Annotated in this window: 21 protein-coding genes; 9 read left to right on the forward strand and 12 right to left on the reverse strand. The window is 71.3% G+C overall.

Annotation, left to right across the window (positions count from 1 at the left end; translation table 11 throughout):
* Window positions 1-97 precede the first annotated feature (97 nt).
* A complete protein-coding gene (locus P1K31_RS12895; protein WP_276303728.1) occupies window positions 98-1,414 on the reverse strand; it encodes an eIF2B alpha/beta/delta subunit family protein in 1,317 nt (438 codons plus the stop codon).
* A gap of 141 nt (window positions 1,415-1,555) precedes the next feature.
* Here P1K31_RS12895 and P1K31_RS12900 point away from each other — a divergent pair, with 141 nt between their 5' ends.
* The 3 genes from P1K31_RS12900 to P1K31_RS12910 all read left to right on the forward strand — a co-directional run bounded on the left by P1K31_RS12900 (window position 1,556) and on the right by P1K31_RS12910 (window position 3,996).
* Entirely contained in the window at window positions 1,556-2,071 is a 516-nt protein-coding gene (locus tag P1K31_RS12900) for a metallophosphoesterase family protein (protein ID WP_276303729.1), read from the forward strand.
* Between the two features lie 91 nt (window positions 2,072-2,162).
* Window positions 2,163-2,915, forward strand: coding sequence for a coenzyme F420-0:L-glutamate ligase (locus P1K31_RS12905; protein ID WP_276303730.1), 753 nt, complete (start codon window positions 2,163-2,165; stop codon window positions 2,913-2,915).
* A 55-nt stretch (window positions 2,916-2,970) separates the two neighbouring features.
* Window positions 2,971-3,996, forward strand: a complete 1,026-nt coding sequence (locus P1K31_RS12910; RefSeq protein WP_276303731.1) for a 5,10-methylenetetrahydromethanopterin reductase — start codon at window positions 2,971-2,973, stop codon at window positions 3,994-3,996.
* Window positions 3,997-4,017: 21 nt separating this feature from the next.
* Here P1K31_RS12910 and P1K31_RS12915 read toward each other — a convergent pair whose 3' ends face one another.
* Entirely contained in the window at window positions 4,018-4,266 is a 249-nt protein-coding gene (locus tag P1K31_RS12915) for a DUF8024 family protein (protein WP_276303732.1), read from the reverse strand.
* Between the two features lie 76 nt (window positions 4,267-4,342).
* Here P1K31_RS12915 and P1K31_RS12920 point away from each other — a divergent pair, with 76 nt between their 5' ends.
* The gene (locus tag P1K31_RS12920; protein WP_276303733.1) at window positions 4,343-4,708 is read left to right on the forward strand and encodes a DUF7573 domain-containing protein; all 366 of its coding nucleotides are present in this window, start codon (window positions 4,343-4,345) and stop codon (window positions 4,706-4,708) included.
* Between the two features lie 40 nt (window positions 4,709-4,748).
* On the opposite strand, the gene P1K31_RS12925 is transcribed toward P1K31_RS12920, so the two are convergent.
* From P1K31_RS12925 to P1K31_RS12945, 5 genes are all read right to left on the reverse strand, one after another.
* Window positions 4,749-5,153 carry a HEPN domain-containing protein gene (locus P1K31_RS12925; protein WP_276303734.1) on the reverse strand — a complete coding sequence of 135 codons (405 nt, stop codon included), beginning with the start codon at window positions 5,151-5,153 and terminating at the stop codon, window positions 4,749-4,751.
* Window positions 5,146-5,514, reverse strand: a complete 369-nt coding sequence (locus P1K31_RS12930; RefSeq protein ID WP_276303736.1) for a nucleotidyltransferase domain-containing protein — start codon at window positions 5,512-5,514, stop codon at window positions 5,146-5,148. The genes P1K31_RS12925 and P1K31_RS12930 overlap by 8 nt, the downstream gene beginning before the upstream one ends.
* A 101-nt stretch (window positions 5,515-5,615) precedes the next feature.
* On the reverse strand, window positions 5,616-5,945 hold the full coding sequence (locus P1K31_RS12935; RefSeq protein ID WP_276303737.1) for a DUF5615 family PIN-like protein: 330 nt from the start codon (window positions 5,943-5,945) through the stop codon (window positions 5,616-5,618).
* Window positions 5,942-6,181, reverse strand: coding sequence for a DUF433 domain-containing protein (locus P1K31_RS12940; protein WP_276303738.1), 240 nt, complete (start codon window positions 6,179-6,181; stop codon window positions 5,942-5,944). Before P1K31_RS12940 ends, P1K31_RS12935 begins: the two co-directional genes overlap by 4 nt.
* Before the next feature lie 150 nt (window positions 6,182-6,331).
* Window positions 6,332-6,733, reverse strand: a complete 402-nt coding sequence (locus P1K31_RS12945) for a hypothetical protein (protein ID WP_276303739.1) — start codon at window positions 6,731-6,733, stop codon at window positions 6,332-6,334.
* A gap of 299 nt (window positions 6,734-7,032) precedes the next feature.
* Here P1K31_RS12945 and P1K31_RS12950 point away from each other — a divergent pair, with 299 nt between their 5' ends.
* From P1K31_RS12950 to P1K31_RS12970, 5 genes are all read left to right on the forward strand, one after another.
* On the forward strand, window positions 7,033-7,992 hold the full coding sequence (locus P1K31_RS12950) for an AAA family ATPase (RefSeq protein WP_276303740.1): 960 nt from the start codon (window positions 7,033-7,035) through the stop codon (window positions 7,990-7,992).
* A complete protein-coding gene (locus P1K31_RS12955) occupies window positions 7,989-8,975 on the forward strand; it encodes a DUF58 domain-containing protein (protein WP_276303741.1) in 987 nt (328 codons plus the stop codon). The genes P1K31_RS12950 and P1K31_RS12955 overlap by 4 nt, the downstream gene beginning before the upstream one ends.
* Window positions 8,972-11,158, forward strand: a complete 2,187-nt coding sequence (locus P1K31_RS12960; RefSeq protein ID WP_276303742.1) for a transglutaminase TgpA family protein — start codon at window positions 8,972-8,974, stop codon at window positions 11,156-11,158. The genes P1K31_RS12955 and P1K31_RS12960 overlap by 4 nt, the downstream gene beginning before the upstream one ends.
* A 144-nt stretch (window positions 11,159-11,302) precedes the next feature.
* On the forward strand, window positions 11,303-11,596 hold the full coding sequence (gene yciH / locus P1K31_RS12965) for a stress response translation initiation inhibitor YciH (RefSeq protein WP_276303743.1): 294 nt from the start codon (window positions 11,303-11,305) through the stop codon (window positions 11,594-11,596).
* Between the two features lie 144 nt (window positions 11,597-11,740).
* Entirely contained in the window at window positions 11,741-12,484 is a 744-nt protein-coding gene (locus P1K31_RS12970; protein ID WP_276303744.1) for a hypothetical protein, read from the forward strand.
* A gap of 34 nt (window positions 12,485-12,518) precedes the next feature.
* On the opposite strand, the gene P1K31_RS12975 is transcribed toward P1K31_RS12970, so the two are convergent.
* The 5 genes from P1K31_RS12975 to P1K31_RS12995 all read right to left on the reverse strand — a co-directional run bounded on the left by P1K31_RS12975 (window position 12,519) and on the right by P1K31_RS12995 (window position 15,214).
* Entirely contained in the window at window positions 12,519-12,905 is a 387-nt protein-coding gene (locus P1K31_RS12975) for a rhodanese-like domain-containing protein (protein WP_276303745.1), read from the reverse strand.
* 316 nt (window positions 12,906-13,221) lie between these two features.
* Window positions 13,222-13,851 (reverse strand): NUDIX hydrolase, encoded by a 630-nt coding sequence (locus P1K31_RS12980; RefSeq protein WP_276303746.1) that lies wholly within the window; start codon window positions 13,849-13,851, stop codon window positions 13,222-13,224.
* Entirely contained in the window at window positions 13,848-14,255 is a 408-nt protein-coding gene (locus P1K31_RS12985; protein WP_276303747.1) for a hypothetical protein, read from the reverse strand. Before P1K31_RS12985 ends, P1K31_RS12980 begins: the two co-directional genes overlap by 4 nt.
* Entirely contained in the window at window positions 14,252-14,668 is a 417-nt protein-coding gene (locus tag P1K31_RS12990; RefSeq protein WP_276303748.1) for a DUF5809 family protein, read from the reverse strand. Before P1K31_RS12990 ends, P1K31_RS12985 begins: the two co-directional genes overlap by 4 nt.
* Before the next feature lie 24 nt (window positions 14,669-14,692).
* Entirely contained in the window at window positions 14,693-15,214 is a 522-nt protein-coding gene (locus P1K31_RS12995) for a DUF5810 domain-containing protein (RefSeq protein ID WP_276303749.1), read from the reverse strand.
* Window positions 15,215-15,375 lie beyond the last annotated feature (161 nt).

The following is a 15,375-nucleotide window of genomic DNA, read 5'->3' on the forward strand; positions in this document are numbered from 1 at the left end:
GGCTCGGTCGTGGTCCCTCGTCACACGGGGCTCGGTGGGGGTAACCGTCGTCACCGCCGCCCGCGGGGGATTGACGCGCGACGGGTTTGGCCCTTTCTCATTCCTCCCGACTATCGCCCTCGCCTCCCTCGCTCGATCCGTTCTCACCCTCGCCCGCGTCCTCGTCCCACCCCGCCCGCTCACGCGCCGCCGCCGCGAGCGACCGCACGTCCTCGACCGACTGCGGGCCGTCCTCGGTGACGAGCGTCACCGCCTCCGCGGGCGTCACGTCGAACGTCGGGGCGTACGCGGACAGCGGCGCGTCGCCGTCGTAGATCGCCCCCCGTTCGCGGGGTTCGAGGTCGGCGTCGGTCCCCGGGGCGACCTTGTCTGCGGCCGCGACGGCGTAGACCGGGATTCCCTCCCGGTCGGCCGAAAGCGCCGCCGCGCGCGTGCCGACCTTGTTCACGACCCGCCCGTCCGCGAGCACCGAGTCCGCCCCGACGAGCACGGCGTCCACCGGTTCGTCCGCGAGCGCCTGCGCGACGGCGGCGTCCGGGAGGAGCGTCACCGTCGGACCGTCCGCGTCGCCGTCCCCCGCGAGCGCCTCCGCGACCGCGACCCCCTCGCCGCCCGGGCGCGACTCCGCGACGTAGATCGCCGCCGGATCGGCGCGCGCGAGCGCCTCGCGGACCGTCCCCGACCGCGAGAGGGTGAGCACGCGCGCGCCCGAGACGAGTTCCGCGGCCGCCCGGGCGGCGTCCGCGTCGGCGGTCAGCGCCCGGTCGATCTCGGTCCCCGCGCACTCCGCGACGGCGGTCGCGTCGCCGTCCGCCTCGGTAGCGACGCGGTTCACGCGGTTCGCGACGACCGTCATGCTCGGGCGGGCGTCGCGGAGGTCGCGGGCGAGCGCGGCGAGGGAGTCCCACTCGGCCTCGTCGTGCGCGACGGCCTCGGCGGCGCGGTCGCGGAGAACTTCGAGCGCACGCACCGAGAGGTACGCCGCCCCGTGGGTGCGGTCCGCGGCCACCGTCTCGACCGTCGGCGCGACCGCGGCGTAGGACCGCCAGAGGTTGGGCACCGTCTCCCGCTCGAGTATCCTGGTGGGTGGTACCCACTCACACTCGACCGTCTCGGCGTTGGTCGTCACGGCCCGCGAGTCGCAGTCGAAGAGGTAGGGGTGGACGACCCAGCGCACGTCGAGCGCCTCGTCGAGCACCGCGAAGGGGTCGCCCCGCCGGACGAACGTCGCGGCGTCGAGCAGGCCCGTCTCCTCCTCGATCTCCTCGCGGACGAGCGCGTCGGGATCACCCTCGGCGTGCCCGGCGACGGTCCCCCACATGCCGGAGTACGACCCGACGGCGTCGCTCCGGCGCAGCAGGAGGACGTCGCTGCCGTTCCGAAGGAAGCAGGTGACGACGTGCGTCTCGTCCATCGTTCCTCGTCGAGCCCCTGCGACCGCGAGCGGCTTATACTGTCGGCCGTCGCTCCGCCGAACCACCCGCCGCTCGGGACACGGTGTGCTCGACCGACGTACGGCCGATACTATATACCGCTGGCGGGTGTCGCCTCTCACATGCGCATCGCCGTCATCAGCGACACGCACATCCCCTCGCGCGCCGAGGAGATCCCCTCGTGGGTGCGCGACGAGGTACGGGCCGCCGATCACGTCGTCCACGCCGGCGACTTCGACTCGCGGGAGGCGTACGCGACGGTCGCAGACCTCGCCCCGGAGCTGACCGCCGTCAGGGGGAACATGGACCCCGTAACGTCCGACGCGGAACTGCCGGAGGTGGCGTCGGTCGAACTCGGCGGCGTCCGGTTCGTCGTCACGCACGGCACCGGCGACCTCGACACCTACCGCGAGCGCGTGGCGGGGATCGTCCGGGGGGAGACCGACGGGGACGAGAGCGACGCCCCCGTCGTCGGCGTCTGCGGGCACACCCACCGGCTCATGGACGAGGAGGTGGAGGGCGTCCGCCTGCTCAACCCCGGGAGCGCCACCGGCGCTGACCCCGCGACGCACGCGACGATGCTCGTCGTCCGGGCCGAGCGCGGCGAGTACGAGGTGAGCGTCGAGGAGGGGCCCTGAACGGCGGGTGGGCCACCGGGCGGGCCGGCGGACACCAGCGGTCGTCGCCGGTACCGCGCCCCTTTACGTTCCGGCCCGCCCAGCCACCGTCATGGAGGTGTTCGCGGTCCCCGACCTGCCCGAGATCCGCGCGGGCGACGACGTCGCCGCGCTCGTCGAGGAGCGCGTCGACTTGCGCGCCGACGATGTCGTCTGCGTCGCGAGCACCGTCGTCTCGAAGGCCGAGGGCCGGACGGTGAACCTCGAAAGCGTGACCGCCGGCGAGCGCGCCCGCGCGCTCGCCGGGCGACTGGCGTCGATCACGGGCGAGTCGAAGGACCCGCGGTTCGCGCAGGTCGTCCTCGACGAGTCGAACGCGTTGTTGCTCGACGCGCCCTTCCTCCTCGCGGAGACGCGCTTCGGGCACGTCACGGTCAACGCCGGCATCGACCGCTCGAACGTCCCCGAGGCGGACCTGCTCCTGCTGCCCGAGGATCCGACCGCGAGCGCGGCGGCGCTCTCGACGGCACTCGGCGTGCCCGCGATCGTCACCGACACGTGCGGGCGGCCGTTCCGCCACGGCCAGCGCGGTGTCGCGATCGGCTGGGCGGGGATGCCCGCCAGCCGCGACTGGCGCGGCGAGACGGACCGCGAGGGCCGGGAACTCGACGTCACCGTCGAGGCGGTCGTGGACGAACTCGCCGCCGCCGCCAACCTCGTCTCCGGCGAGGGCGACGGCGGCACCCCGGTCGTCGTGATCCGGGGCTTCGAGTTCGGCGATCACGGCGGGAACGATCTGCTGTTCCGCGCCCGCGAGGACGACCTCGTCAGACAGGCCCTAGAGCGGTGGGAGTTCCCGGGATGAGCGCCGCGACCGCACCGACCCGACGGCCGTCGCCGCGCCCGCTAGTACACGACCCATGAGAGGAATCGAACTCACGCCCGAACACCCCGTTCCGCGGCTCGCCGACCTCGGCGCGCGGGCGGAGGCGGCGGGCTTCGACACGGTGTTCACGAGCTGTCACTACAACAATCGCGACCCGTTTCTCGCGCTCGGGGAGATCGCGGGCGCGACCGACGAGGTCAGCCTCGGTCCGGGCGTCGTCAACCCCCACGAGGTCCACCCGGTTCGGCTGGCCTCCGCCCTGGCGACGCTCGACGAACTCTCCGGCGGGCGCGCCGTCCTCGGGATCGGGCCGGGCGACCCCTCGACCCTCCGGAACCTCGGCCTGCTCGACGAGCGGGGATTGCGGCCCGTGCTGGAGGCGTTCGAGACCGCGCGGGCGCTCTGGCGCGGCGAGCGCGTCACCCGCGACGGGACGTTCGTCGCGGCGGACGCGGGCCTGAACTACGAACCGCCGAGTGGGGACGGGATTCCGGTGTACGTCGGCGGCGAGGGGCCGCACATGTGCCGGATGGCCGCCAAGCGCGCCGACGGCCTGCTGTTCAACGGCTCGCACCCGGACGACCTCGCGTGGGCGCGCGAGCAGGTCGAGATCGGACTGGAGGACCGGCCGGGCGCGCAGGACGGGCGGGTCGGGCGGGACGGACGGGACGGAAACGGCGGGTTCGACCTCGTCGCCTACGCGAGCGTGAGCGTCGCGGAGGACGTCGACGCCGCCCGCGCGGCCGCGCGGCCGCCGGCGGCGTTCATCGCGGCCGGCGCGGCCCCCCCGGTGCTGGACCGCCACGGGATCGACGCCGATCGGGCGGCGGACGTCGGCGACGCCATCAGCGCCGGGCGGTTCGCGGAGGCGTTCGGGCTGGTCACCGACGCGATGATCGACGCGTTCAGCGCGGCCGGGACGCCCGAGTCGGTCGGGGCGCGACTCGGGTCGCTCCTCGAACACGCGGACGGCGTGGTCGTGGGCGCGCCGCTCGGTCCGGACCTGGAGGCGGCGGTGGACCTCGCGGCGGCGGCGCTCGACCGGGCGGAAGGGCGGTGAGGAGTGGGTGGTCGGCGTGATTCAATAGCGCGGTTCGCGGTACTCCTGCTCGCGGCGCTCGACGGGGCCGCGGCCGGGCGTCGCGAAGTTGGCGATGGGCCGGACGAGCGCGCCGAAGACCAGGTAGCCGAAAAAGCCCATGCTGAACAGGAGGAGGAGCGCCCCGAGCGCGAGCAGCACGGCCTGGCCGACGCTCATCGACGCGATCTCGGCGAACCCCGCGCCGAGTTCGGGGAGGCTCTCGATCAGTCGCACGAGTACGTTCTGCATACCTCCCCGTTCGTCCGCTGGTACTTGTGTGTGTCCGTCCGCCACGGCTATACGTCGCCGGGCGAGAGGTAGGGACATGCAACGGGACCGCTCGCTCGACGAGTTCCTCGCCGAGTCGTCCTCCGCGTCCGCCTCGACCGCGGAGGCGGCCGATGCGGGGGGCGCGGGCGATCCGGAGGACGCGGGGGATGCGATCGCGACCGACGCGTCGGGGGACGCCGAGTCGGCGGACGACCCGCCCGGCGCGGACGTAGCGCCCGACGCCCCCGACGATCCGCCGTCCGCGCCGGACGGCCTCCCCGCCGGACTCCCCCTTCGCCCCGCCGCCGCGACGATGGCCTGGACGCCCGGCGGCGCGCCGTGTGCGGCGTGTGAGGAGCGCGTCGAGCGGCGCTGGCGCGACGGGGATCGACTGGTGTGCGAGGAGTGCAAAGAGTGGTGATCGTAGAACTGTTGCCCATCGAAGGTGCGTAGTGCGACACTCAGTCCCGAGACGTACACAGGTCTTCCATCTCGGAGACGAACTGCTGAGTGCGAGCGAGGAGCGCGTCGACGTCATCGTCGATACGCCCGTAGCCGTAGTCGGCCCGCTTGCGGAGCTCGGAGAGATCGTTGAGGAAGCGACCACGCTCACGCGGTACGTCGCCGGCGACGACGACCTCGGACCCGAACAGAGAGAGAACGCCCCCGTGGGAGCCGGGGTTGTGACTACGGTCGTAGAGGACGGCCTGTGCGGCGTGGAAGCAAGCGTAGTACAGCCGGTTGATGACGACCGCGTCGGAGAGTTCCGCGTTCCGCGCGCCTTCGGCGTCCGCGAGCGCCCGGTTGGCTTGCCGGAGTTGGTCCTCGACCGCTGCCTCCTCGGGGCCTTCCTCGTCGTCAGGCATACGAACGTCCCTCGTCGATGACGTTCTCGATGAATGGATTGCCCTCATTTCGGAACTGATCGAACTCGCGTCCCGAGAGGACGTGGAGTTCGACGACTGGCCCGTACTCGAGCATCACGTCGTAGGCGAGGTCGCGGAGGGCGTCGGCGATCGCCTTCTGATCGGCGCTGTCGTCGAGGACGACGAGAACGTCGACGTCGCTGGCGAGACCGCGCGTCTCGCCACGGACGGTCGAACCGAAGACGTACAGTTCGGTGATCTCGGCTTCGAATCGGGAGCGGGCGCGGTCGACGAACGCCTCCGCTGCGAGGGCGTGGGTGTCGGCCGACGGCGGCGAACTCGTTGCTTCCCGCTCGCTCATGCGTCGAAGTACGCCCTTCGTGGTAATTTATATTTCCCCACCGGGTGGCGCTGGCGCGACGGGGACCGACTGGTGTGCGAGGAGTGCAAGGAGTGGTGAGGTCAGGCGTAGACGATCTCGCCGACGAGATCGCGGTCGCGATTGCGCCGTAGCGCCGCGTCGACGCGTCGGACGAGTTCGCCGACCTCCTTCCCGTACTGTCCCACGTAGACGATCCCGGCGCGCTCCGCGTTCTCGTCGGCCGCGACCAGCGAGAGGAAGTCGTCGTCGAACGTGAGAACGAGCCACCCGTTTCGCGTCGCACGTTCGAGGTGCTCTCGGTCGCTGTCCCTTACCGTCCCCTCGTCGTAGACCGTCGTCACGTCCCATCCCCGACGACGGAGGCCCTCGACGACCGGTAGCCAGACGTTTTCGTCCGCGTACACCCTCATGCCGGAGCCGCATCCGAGTCGACCTCGACGTCACGGAACTCGTCGATGTTCGCGTAGTAGTAGGCAAGTGCAGTGTGGACGTCCTCCAGCGTGAGTACGGGATAGAAGCCGACGATCTCGTCCGGCGAGTAACCGCTGTGCTCGTAGGCGCTGGCCACGTTTATCACGCGGATACCGGTGTCGTTTATCGTCGGCGCGCCGTCACTGTGCTTCGGGTCGCGGACGATTTCGGTCATGGGTCGGATTTGGTCGTATTTCGGTATAAACTCACGGTCGGATTCCGGCGCTGCTCGCCGGAGCGCGACCGCGTTCGGCGGTTCGAACGGCGTTAGCGGGAGGTGAGGTGAGCCGCGTCACCGCTGGACGAGCGATCTGCGAACCCACCGCTACGAGTTCCCCGAGGCTCTGCCTTTCCGTAGTTCGTCGAGGGCGATGCCCACGTACAGCAATCCGACCAGGCGAGTCCCCGGGTACACCCACGGTTTCCACTCGCACTCGGCGGCGTCGGTGTACGCGAGTTCAGCGCCGTAGTCGACGTAGGCGCGTGGAAACGCGAGCGCGAGGATTCCGACGAGGCCGAGAAACTTCTTGAACGCGGAGTACGAGGCGTCGCTTCGCCACATGAGAATCAAGAAGGCGAGTCCCTCGATCCGCGCGCCGGGGACGACCCACGGCTTCAACTCGCAGTCGTCCGGATCGTCGAGCGCGATCCGCTCGGCGGCGTCGATGAGCGCCTCGGGCGAGAGGAGTTCGACGATGCCGACCGCCGTGAGTATCGTGCGGAGCATAGCGTGCGTACCTCAGGGATCCAACGCGATGAATCCGTCTCTGCACGGAGCACGGCGTTCTACCGGCGCTGGCGTGACCGTCTGAGTGGTTGCGAGACGGTGCGACCGGGCGTTCCGGCGCGCGGCCGACGACGCTGGCGGAACGCACATCGACTCCGGAGCTCCCCTATAAGATGTCTCACAGGGTTCCTGTTCCAGCAGAATTACTTTGCTCCGTCGCGTGAGGGGCATGTGAGAGAACGCCTCGCCCGATATGATCGACGGAAAGTACTTGTTACCTATGATACCGTTCGGACGCAATGAGTGACAACGTGGCTGCCGACACGACGGGCGACGCGGACGACGTGGAGGCCGCGGGGGCGCTCGCCCGCCGCGTCGCCGAGAACGTGGAGCGCGTCATCGTCGGCCACCCGGACACCGTCGAGCACATCGTGACGGCGGTGCTCGCCCGGGGGCACGTCCTGCTGGAGGACGTGCCGGGCGTCGGGAAGACGATGCTCGCGCGCGCCGTCGCGCGGTCGGTGGACTGCACGTTCAAGCGCATCCAGTTCACGCCGGACCTGCTCCCGTCGGACGTGACCGGCGTGAACGTGTTCAACCAGCAGACCCGCGAGTTCGAGTTCCGTCCGGGCCCCATCTTCGCGAACGTGGTGCTGGGCGACGAGATCAACCGCGCGCCCCCGAAGACCCAGTCCGCGCTGCTCGAAGCCATGGAGGAGACGCAGGTGACCGTCGACGGCGAGACCCACGTCGTCCCCGATCCGTTCGTGGTCATCGCGACGCAGAACTCGGTCGAGCGCGACCGCACGTACGAACTGCCCGCGGCCGAACTCGACCGGTTCATGAAGAAGCTCCACCTCGGTTATCCGGACGCGGCCGACGAGTCGGAGGTGCTCGCGCGCGTCGTCGGCGACCACCCCATCGAGGGGCTCGACCCGGTGGCGACGGCCGAGGACGTGCGCGCCGCCCGACGGGCCGTCTCCCGCGTCCGCGTCGAGGCGGACGTCCGCGAGTACGTCACCGAACTGGCGCGCTACACGCGCGACCACGCCCAACTCGGCGTGAGCCCCCGCGGCTCGATCTCCCTCCTGCGCGCCGCCCAGGCGCGAGCGGTCCTCGACGGCCGCGACTACGTGATCCCGGACGACGTCCAGCGGGAGGCGGTCGTGACGCTCGCTCACCGCATCCGGGAGACCCCCGGCGGCGACCGGACGGCGCGCGACGTCGTGGGGGCGGCGCTCGACTCGACGCCGGTATGAGGCCGACGGCACGCGGCGTCACGGTCGTCGTGATCGCCGCCCTGGCGTTCGTCTTCGCGGCGACGTTCGGCCAGGAGGGGCTCAACGCGGTCGCCGCGCCGGCGCTCATCGCCCTGCTCGCGGGTGCGGTCCAGGTGCGCTCCGGCGGCCGTCCCGAGGTCGAGCGCATGGTCCCCGCGCCGGGGTTTCCGAACGACGCGCGGACGATGCGGATCCGCGTCGACGCGAACGGTCCCGCGACCGTCACCGACCGCCTCGGGCGCGGCCTCCGGCCCCGCGAGTACGTCCGCGAGATCTCCGGCGCGACCACCGTCGAGTACGAGTTCGACCTCGTCCACCGCGGCGCCCACGACGTCGGCCCGCTCACCGTCACGGCGTACGACGCGCTGGGGCTGTTCGAGCGCACGTACCGGTTTTCGACGGACGAACGCGTGCTCGTCTATCCCGAGGTCCGGCCCGTGACCCCGGGCGGCGCGTTCGCGGAGATCGTCGACCGGACGGGGACGACCGAGCGCCAGGCGTTCGACGACCTCCGCGAGTACGCCCCGGGCGACGCGCTCCGCGACATCCACTGGAAGTCGAGCGCGAAACGACAGGAGGAGTTCGTCGTCATGGAGTTCGCCGACGAGGACACCGGGACGGTCGCCATCGCGTGCGAGGCCGCCGCGGGTGATCGCGGCCGGAACGCGGACCGGATGGCGACGGCGACGGCCAGCATCGCCGCGTACCTCCTCGACCACGGCGTCGAGGTGGCGCTGACGACGCCCGGCGGGCACCTCGATCGGGGGCTCGGCGACCGCCACCGCCTCGCCGTGTTGGAACTGCTGGCGCGCACCCCGCCCGGCCGGCTCGGTGCGGCCGACCTCGACCGCGCCGACGTGCGCGTCAGCGCCGACGCCCGCGGTCGGGTGACCGTCGACGTTCGGGGGCGGACGGTCTCGTTCGACGATATCGCCGCCGACCGGGGGGTGGTCCCGGCGTGAGCGCACGGTGGCGGTCACCGGTCGACGGCCCCCGGATCGTCGCCGTCGCGTCGATGGGTCTCCTCACCGCATCGTACCTGAGCGTCCTCTACGGGATCGTCGACGTCACTGGTGATCCGACGCTGTTACTCGCGCTCGCCGGGGGGTCGCTCCTCGCGGGCGTCGCGCTCGCCCGGGTGCTCCCCCCGATCGGCGGCGTCCTGCTCACCGCCGCGCTCGCCGTCGGCGGCGGGTTGCTCTACCTCCCGACGATCCCGAACACGTACGCGCCGGGTGACCAGGTCCAGTTCATCTGGGCCGACGTCGTGGCGCTGCTGACGGGACTGTCCATCCTCCGCATCATCAACGCCGAGGTCTGGGCGCTCGCGGTCGCGCCGGTGCCGGTCTTCCTCTCGTGGTACCTGACGGCGCGGCGTCGATACGGCCTCGCGGCGGCCGTCGGCGGCGCGGCGCTGCTGTTCTTCGTCCTCACGGGCGACGCGAGCGTGATGACCGCGCTGTTCGGGGTCGTCGCGATCGCTGCGGTCCTCGGGGTGGGCGACCTCGACCGCCGCGGCGGTCGGCTCGCGGACGCGGACGGCGTGGCGCTCGTCGTCGCCGCGATGGTCGTGCTCACCGTCTCGGCGAGCGTCGTCCCGACCGGTTCGGGCCAGCCGCTGCTCCCGACGGACGACCCCGACGCCGAGACCGTCGAGGCGAGCCTGGTGAACGACGACGGCGAGTTCGCCATGCAGGGGGCGATCAGCCTCAGCCCCGAGGTCCGCTTCACCGTCGAGAGCCAACAGGGGAGCTACTGGCGCGTCGGCGCCTACGACCGCTACACGGGCGACGGGTGGATACGGACCGCGGAGTCGCGACCGTACAGCGCCGACGCGCTCGACCCACCCGAGGGACCGACCCGGACCGTCCGTCAGACCGTCACCGCGGAGGGCGATCTGAACGTGATGCCGGCGGCGTGGAAACCGGTCTCGACGTCGGGGTATTCCGCGCGCGTGACGGACTTCGGCGGCGTGACGCCCGGCGAGCCGTTGAGCGAGGGCGACAACTACACCGTCGTCAGTCAGGTCCCAACGTCCCAACCGGAGCAACTGCGCGACGCGGGCACCGCCTATCCCGACGACGTGGAGCAGCGCTTCACGCAGCTCCCCGACAGCACGCCGGACCGGGTCGGGGAGTTCACCGACCGCCTCACCGCGAACGCGGACAACCCCTACGACACCGCGCGGGTCGTCGAGACCTACCTCGAGGAGGAGAAGGCGTACTCCCTCGACGTGCGTAAGCCGAGCGGGGACGTCGCCGATCAGTTCCTCTTCGAGATGGAGGCGGGCTACTGCACCTACTACGCGACGACGATGGTGACGATGCTCCGCTCGCAGGACATCCCCGCCCGTCTCGTGGTCGGGTACACCGAGGGCGAGCGGGTCGGCTCCGACGAGTGGGTCGTCCGCGGCCTCGACGCGCACGCGTGGGTCGAGGTCTACTTCCCCGGTCACGGCTGGGTGGCGTTCGACCCGACCCCCTCCGGTCCGCGCGAGTCGGCAGAGCAGTCGAGCATCGAGTCGGCCCGCGAGAACGGCACGGCGAACGTCGACACCAACGAGACGCGCCCGACGCCCACCCCGACCCCGGACAACGAGAGTACCGACGACCCGTCGCCGACGCCGACCGACAACGGCTCCGAGCCCAACGGCACGAACGGGACGGCCGGTCCGCCCGATGAGACGCCCGGCGGCGTCGCCGGTCCCGACGGACCCGGTACGGAGGGCGGCGGGGACGGCGGCGACGACGCCGACGGCGGGTTCCAGTTCACGCTCCCCACGCGCGAGGAACTCGCGCTGGGTCTCGTCGTCGCGGTGGGGTTGGCCGCGGGGGCCAGGCGGTCGGGCGTCGCCGACCGCGCCTACCGCGCCCTCTGGTTGCGCCGTCAGCCGCGCACCGACGACCCGTCGGCGGACGTGAGGCGGGCGTTCGCGCGCCTCGAGTACCTCTTCGAGCGGACACGCCGCGCCCGCGATCCGGCCGAGACGCCGCGACAGTACCTCGAGACGCTCCCCGACGCGCGCGCCCGCCGGGTGGGCGAGATATACGAGCAGGCGGTCTACGCCGGACGGTCGAGCCGCGACCTCGCCGACGAGGCCATCGCGCTCGTGGACGACCTCGTCGACGACGAGACGCGGCTGTAGGCCCGCAGGGTCGTTCTGCGTGCGTGGGTCACTCTGCCGAACCGCGAACGAATCCGCTCGCGCCCACGCGTTCCGAGTCTCCCGTTTCTCCTCCTGTGAGTCCCGACAACGTTTAATATGGGCATCGAGTAGTTCGCAACTGTAATGTCGGAAGTCTGCTCGACGTGTGGATTGCCCCAGGAACTCTGCGTCTGCGAGGACGTCGCCAGAGAGTCCCAGGAGATAAGCATCCGCATCGACGAGCGCCGATACGGAAAGGAGGTAACGGTCATCGAGGGGTTCGACCCTCGGGACGTGGACATGGACACGCTCTCGTCGGACCTGAAGTCGAAGTTCGCCTGCGGAGGCACCGTCGAGGAGGGCTCAATCGAACTGCAGGGCAACCACCGCGGTCGGGTCGAGGATTTCCTCCGCGATAAGGGCTTCAACGTGGCCTGACACCCTCGCGCTTTCTTCCGTCGTCCACCACCGAGTAGTGGCGGCACCGTCGACCTCGCGTCGCCGCCGGGGACAGTCGCCGACGCCTGATTTTCCGTCGTTTCGTGCAGGACAGTTAATAGATCCCGCGGAGATGACAATCCAATGCCATCGGACTCTCGACGTCGCGGACCTCGCTCGCCGCACCCGGGGTCGTCGGCCGACGACGGCGACTCCGCGCTCGAATCGATCGGGGTCCTCGCGCTGGTCGTGATCGCCGGACTCGTCGTCGTCGCCGTCGCGGGCGCAATCGCGCTGTGGACCCTCCCGAGCCTCGTCGATCAGTCGGACGCATCCGGAGGTGCGTCCGATCCCGGAGACGCCGTCGGCGCGGTCGGAAACGGGACGCCGTCGGCGGAGCCGCCCTCTTCGTCCGACGACCGGACGGACGAACCGGCCCGCTCCGCGGAGGGGTCGTTCACCGGATCGCCCGCCCAGTCTCCGACCGCGTCCCCCTCTTCCGAACCGGCGCGGACGGACTCCCCGACGCCTACACCCGCGCCGGACGCCGCGGAGACGCCCGAGTCGACCCCGACGCCCGCGCCGACCGAGACGCCGGCGTCGGGACCGACCTCCGAGTCGCCCTCGGAGCAGCCCTCCTCCGAGCAACCGCCCTCGGAGCGATCGTCCGCGGGGCAGCCGTCCGATCCGTCTACGCCCTCCGCGGACGCGCCCGACTTCGTCGACCCGGGGAACGGCGGGGACCGTGCCGCCGAGCGCGACGGCGGTAGCTACAGCGAGGAGTGGGGCGTCCCCGAAAACGGGGACGGTCCGGCGAGTGACGTCTGGAGCGGCGACTCGGCGGGGGAACTGGAGTGGCAGAACGCCTCGAGCGAGAACGCCCTGTAAGGTAGAGATCGGCGCGCCGACGGCCGTCCTCCGGTCAGAACGGCGCGTCCGAGCCCTCGCTCGCCGCCCGCGCCCCCCGTTCGGCTCCGTCGGTCCGGCCGTTTTCACCGGTCTCGAAGCCGTAGTCCCAGCCCTCGAGCCCCTCGCGGAGGCTCTCGACGGTCGCCTCGTTCGTCCCCTCGTAGGACTTGATGAGGCGGGCGGCCTGGACCGAGGACTGACCCATCGGACAGATCGTGACGATGCGGTCTGCCCCGTCGAGTTCCTCGATCCGTCGGGGGAGTTCCGCGAACGGGATGTTCTCGCTACCAGGGATGTGTCCCCGCTCGAACGCCGCCGAGGAGCGGATGTCGACGAGGCGGACGTCCGCCCCCTCGTCTACCAGCTCCTTCAGTTCGTCCACGGAGATCTCGTCGTCCATGTGCGTGGAGAGCGCCCCCGGCCAGATAAATCCTGAGTCGCCGGGCGTCGGTAGCGTTCGGATGTGTCCGTGAGCTATCCCGACGTTCGTTCTGCAGCCACCTCGAAAGCCCCGGGACGCTGGAGTCGAGGGCCTCGCTGCGCGCCTCGCTCCGCTGCGGTGCTTGCATCGGCCGTCTTCCTCCAGTGCCCCGCCCCTTTCGGTCCCACCCACCGCGGTGGTTTGACCAGCCACCGCGGGCGGCTTTCGAGGTGTCCTCGGTCACGGTCCTGGCACGTCATACCGTACTCTACGCGATCTCACCGGGCACTGCGGCTCAGTCCAACAATCCCTCGCGCTCGGCGAGCAGGACGCCCTCGATCGTCGCGTCGTTCGTGGGGTCCTCGCGCACCCGATCCAGCGCGCCGTCGATCGGCACCCGCGTCACCTCGATGAACTCGTTGGTGTCGAGCGCCCGCTCTGCGGGTTCGAGGTCGGTCGCGAAGACGTGTCCCCGGCGGTGGCGCAGCACGCCCGTGGAGGCCCAGACGGCCTCGAGGAACCGGACGGTTCCCGGCGCGTACCCCGTCTCCTCGGCCAGTTCGCGGGCGGCGGCCCGCTCGTACGCCTCCGGCGGGACCGCCCCCTGCGGTTCGAGCGTTCCCGCGGGCGCGTCGCCCTCGGCGGTTTCACCGCCTCGGCGGCGGCGTCCCCGAGGAACGTCGTCCTCCTCTACGATGCCCGCGGGGAGCTCCAGGCAGCGCTCGCGGATCGGCGGGCGGTACTGCTCGACCATGACGAGCTCGTCGCCGTCCCGGGCGACGACGACGGCCGCCGGCGGGAGCTCGGCCCAGTAGTAGCGCTTCTCGGTGCCGTCGGGCTGGCGCAGCAGGTCGTACCCGCCGGTGTACCAGCCCGTCTCGTACTCGACGACCGACTCGATGCGCTCCCAGTCGTCCGGTATCATCGGGTCCCCCCGACGAGTCTCACCCTGTAGACGGTTCCGTCCCTCGTGACGTGGGCGGTCGTCCCGTTCACCGCGCCGCCGTCGCGGCCCGCCTCGTCCCGGTCGCGCTGGTCGAGTTCGTTCAGTTCGTCGAACGGCGAGTGGGTGAACGCCTCCTTGAACCCGGTCGGCCCCTCGTAGTACGCGCTCGATCGCCCGTCCGACAGCGCCTCGGTGGTGTAGGGGAAGCGCCGCTCGGAGAGGTCGGCGGCGTCGACCGTCGGCCCCTCGTATTCCGGCACCTCGGTCGCCGCGAGGTAGTAGGGGTCGCCCGAGCGGAGGTAGCTCGGCAGCGCCCCCAGCGCGAGCAGGAGGACGCCGAGGACGGCGAGGCCGACGACGAGGTTGCGCGTGACCCGCCTCACGCGAGGACCTCGCGGTAGTGCTCGGCGAAGGCGATGCGCCGCAGGGTGGCGACGGCGGCCGCCTCCTCGTTCTGGTAGGTCGTCGCGACGACGACCCCGGCGAAGGGGACGACGTGCCAGGCGACGAAGTCGACGTTCTCGCTCCCGTGCGCGTCGAGCGCCTCCCCACGGCCGTCGAACCAGGCGTCGAACTCCCCGCGGTCGCCGACGCGGACTTCGAGCAGGGAGGCGAACAGCGCGTCCCGCGCGGTGGCGATCACGTCGGCGTCGACGCGCTCCTCGTACTCCGCGCGGTCGAAGTCCATCGCGCGGGCGACCTCCCGGACGACGGTCCGCGCCGCGGGGCCACAGGACTCGTACGCCGCGCGGGCCGCCTCGGGCGAGTCGGGGGCCAGCGTGCCCTCTGTGTGCATACCGGCGCTACTCACGGCGCGTAGTTACGAGTTTTCGTCCGGTTCGTCGCGGTCGCTCTCGTCGGTCTCGTTCCCGTCGCCCGCGCTTCCGCCGCTGCCGTCGTCTTCGCCGTCCCCATCGCGGCGCATCCGCTCGGTCAGCTCGCGCGCCTCCTCCACGACGGCCCGCGCCTCGGCGTCCATCGGGGCGGGATTCGCCGCCCCGGCGTACGGCGCGCCGTGCCCGTGACTGTGTTCGTGACCGTGCCCGTGAGTGTGATCGTGGCCGTGCTCGCCCCCGTCCGCCGCGCCGCCGCGCCGCGCCCGACTGCCCCGCGCCCGGTCGGACACGGTGTCCTCGAACACCTGAGGGAACTCCTCCTCCTCGGCGAACTCGACGACGCGCTCGGCGAGTTCGGCCTCGCCCCGCTCCGACCAGCCGGGGACGTGTTCGTCGAGCCACGCCTCGTGGTCCTCGCCCCTGATCAGCGCCGTGAACGCGAGGTGGTTCGCGAGGTGGCGGGCGTCCGACTGCGGCGTCGAACACACCGGACAGGCGTATCCCATGTCCCCCGTAGCGCCGCGAGCGACAAAGCCGTGTTGCGTCGCTACGGGACGAGATCCCGCGCCCGTGACGACGGAACGCGTTCCCGACGGACTCCGGGGCGTCCATACGCCACTTCCCCTCGGACAAATGTGTTAATATGCCGTATATGGATTAATATTAT

It is taken from the genome of Halomarina halobia, from assembly GCF_029338575.1.
Classification (GTDB): domain Archaea; phylum Halobacteriota; class Halobacteria; order Halobacteriales; family Haloarculaceae; genus Halomarina; species Halomarina halobia.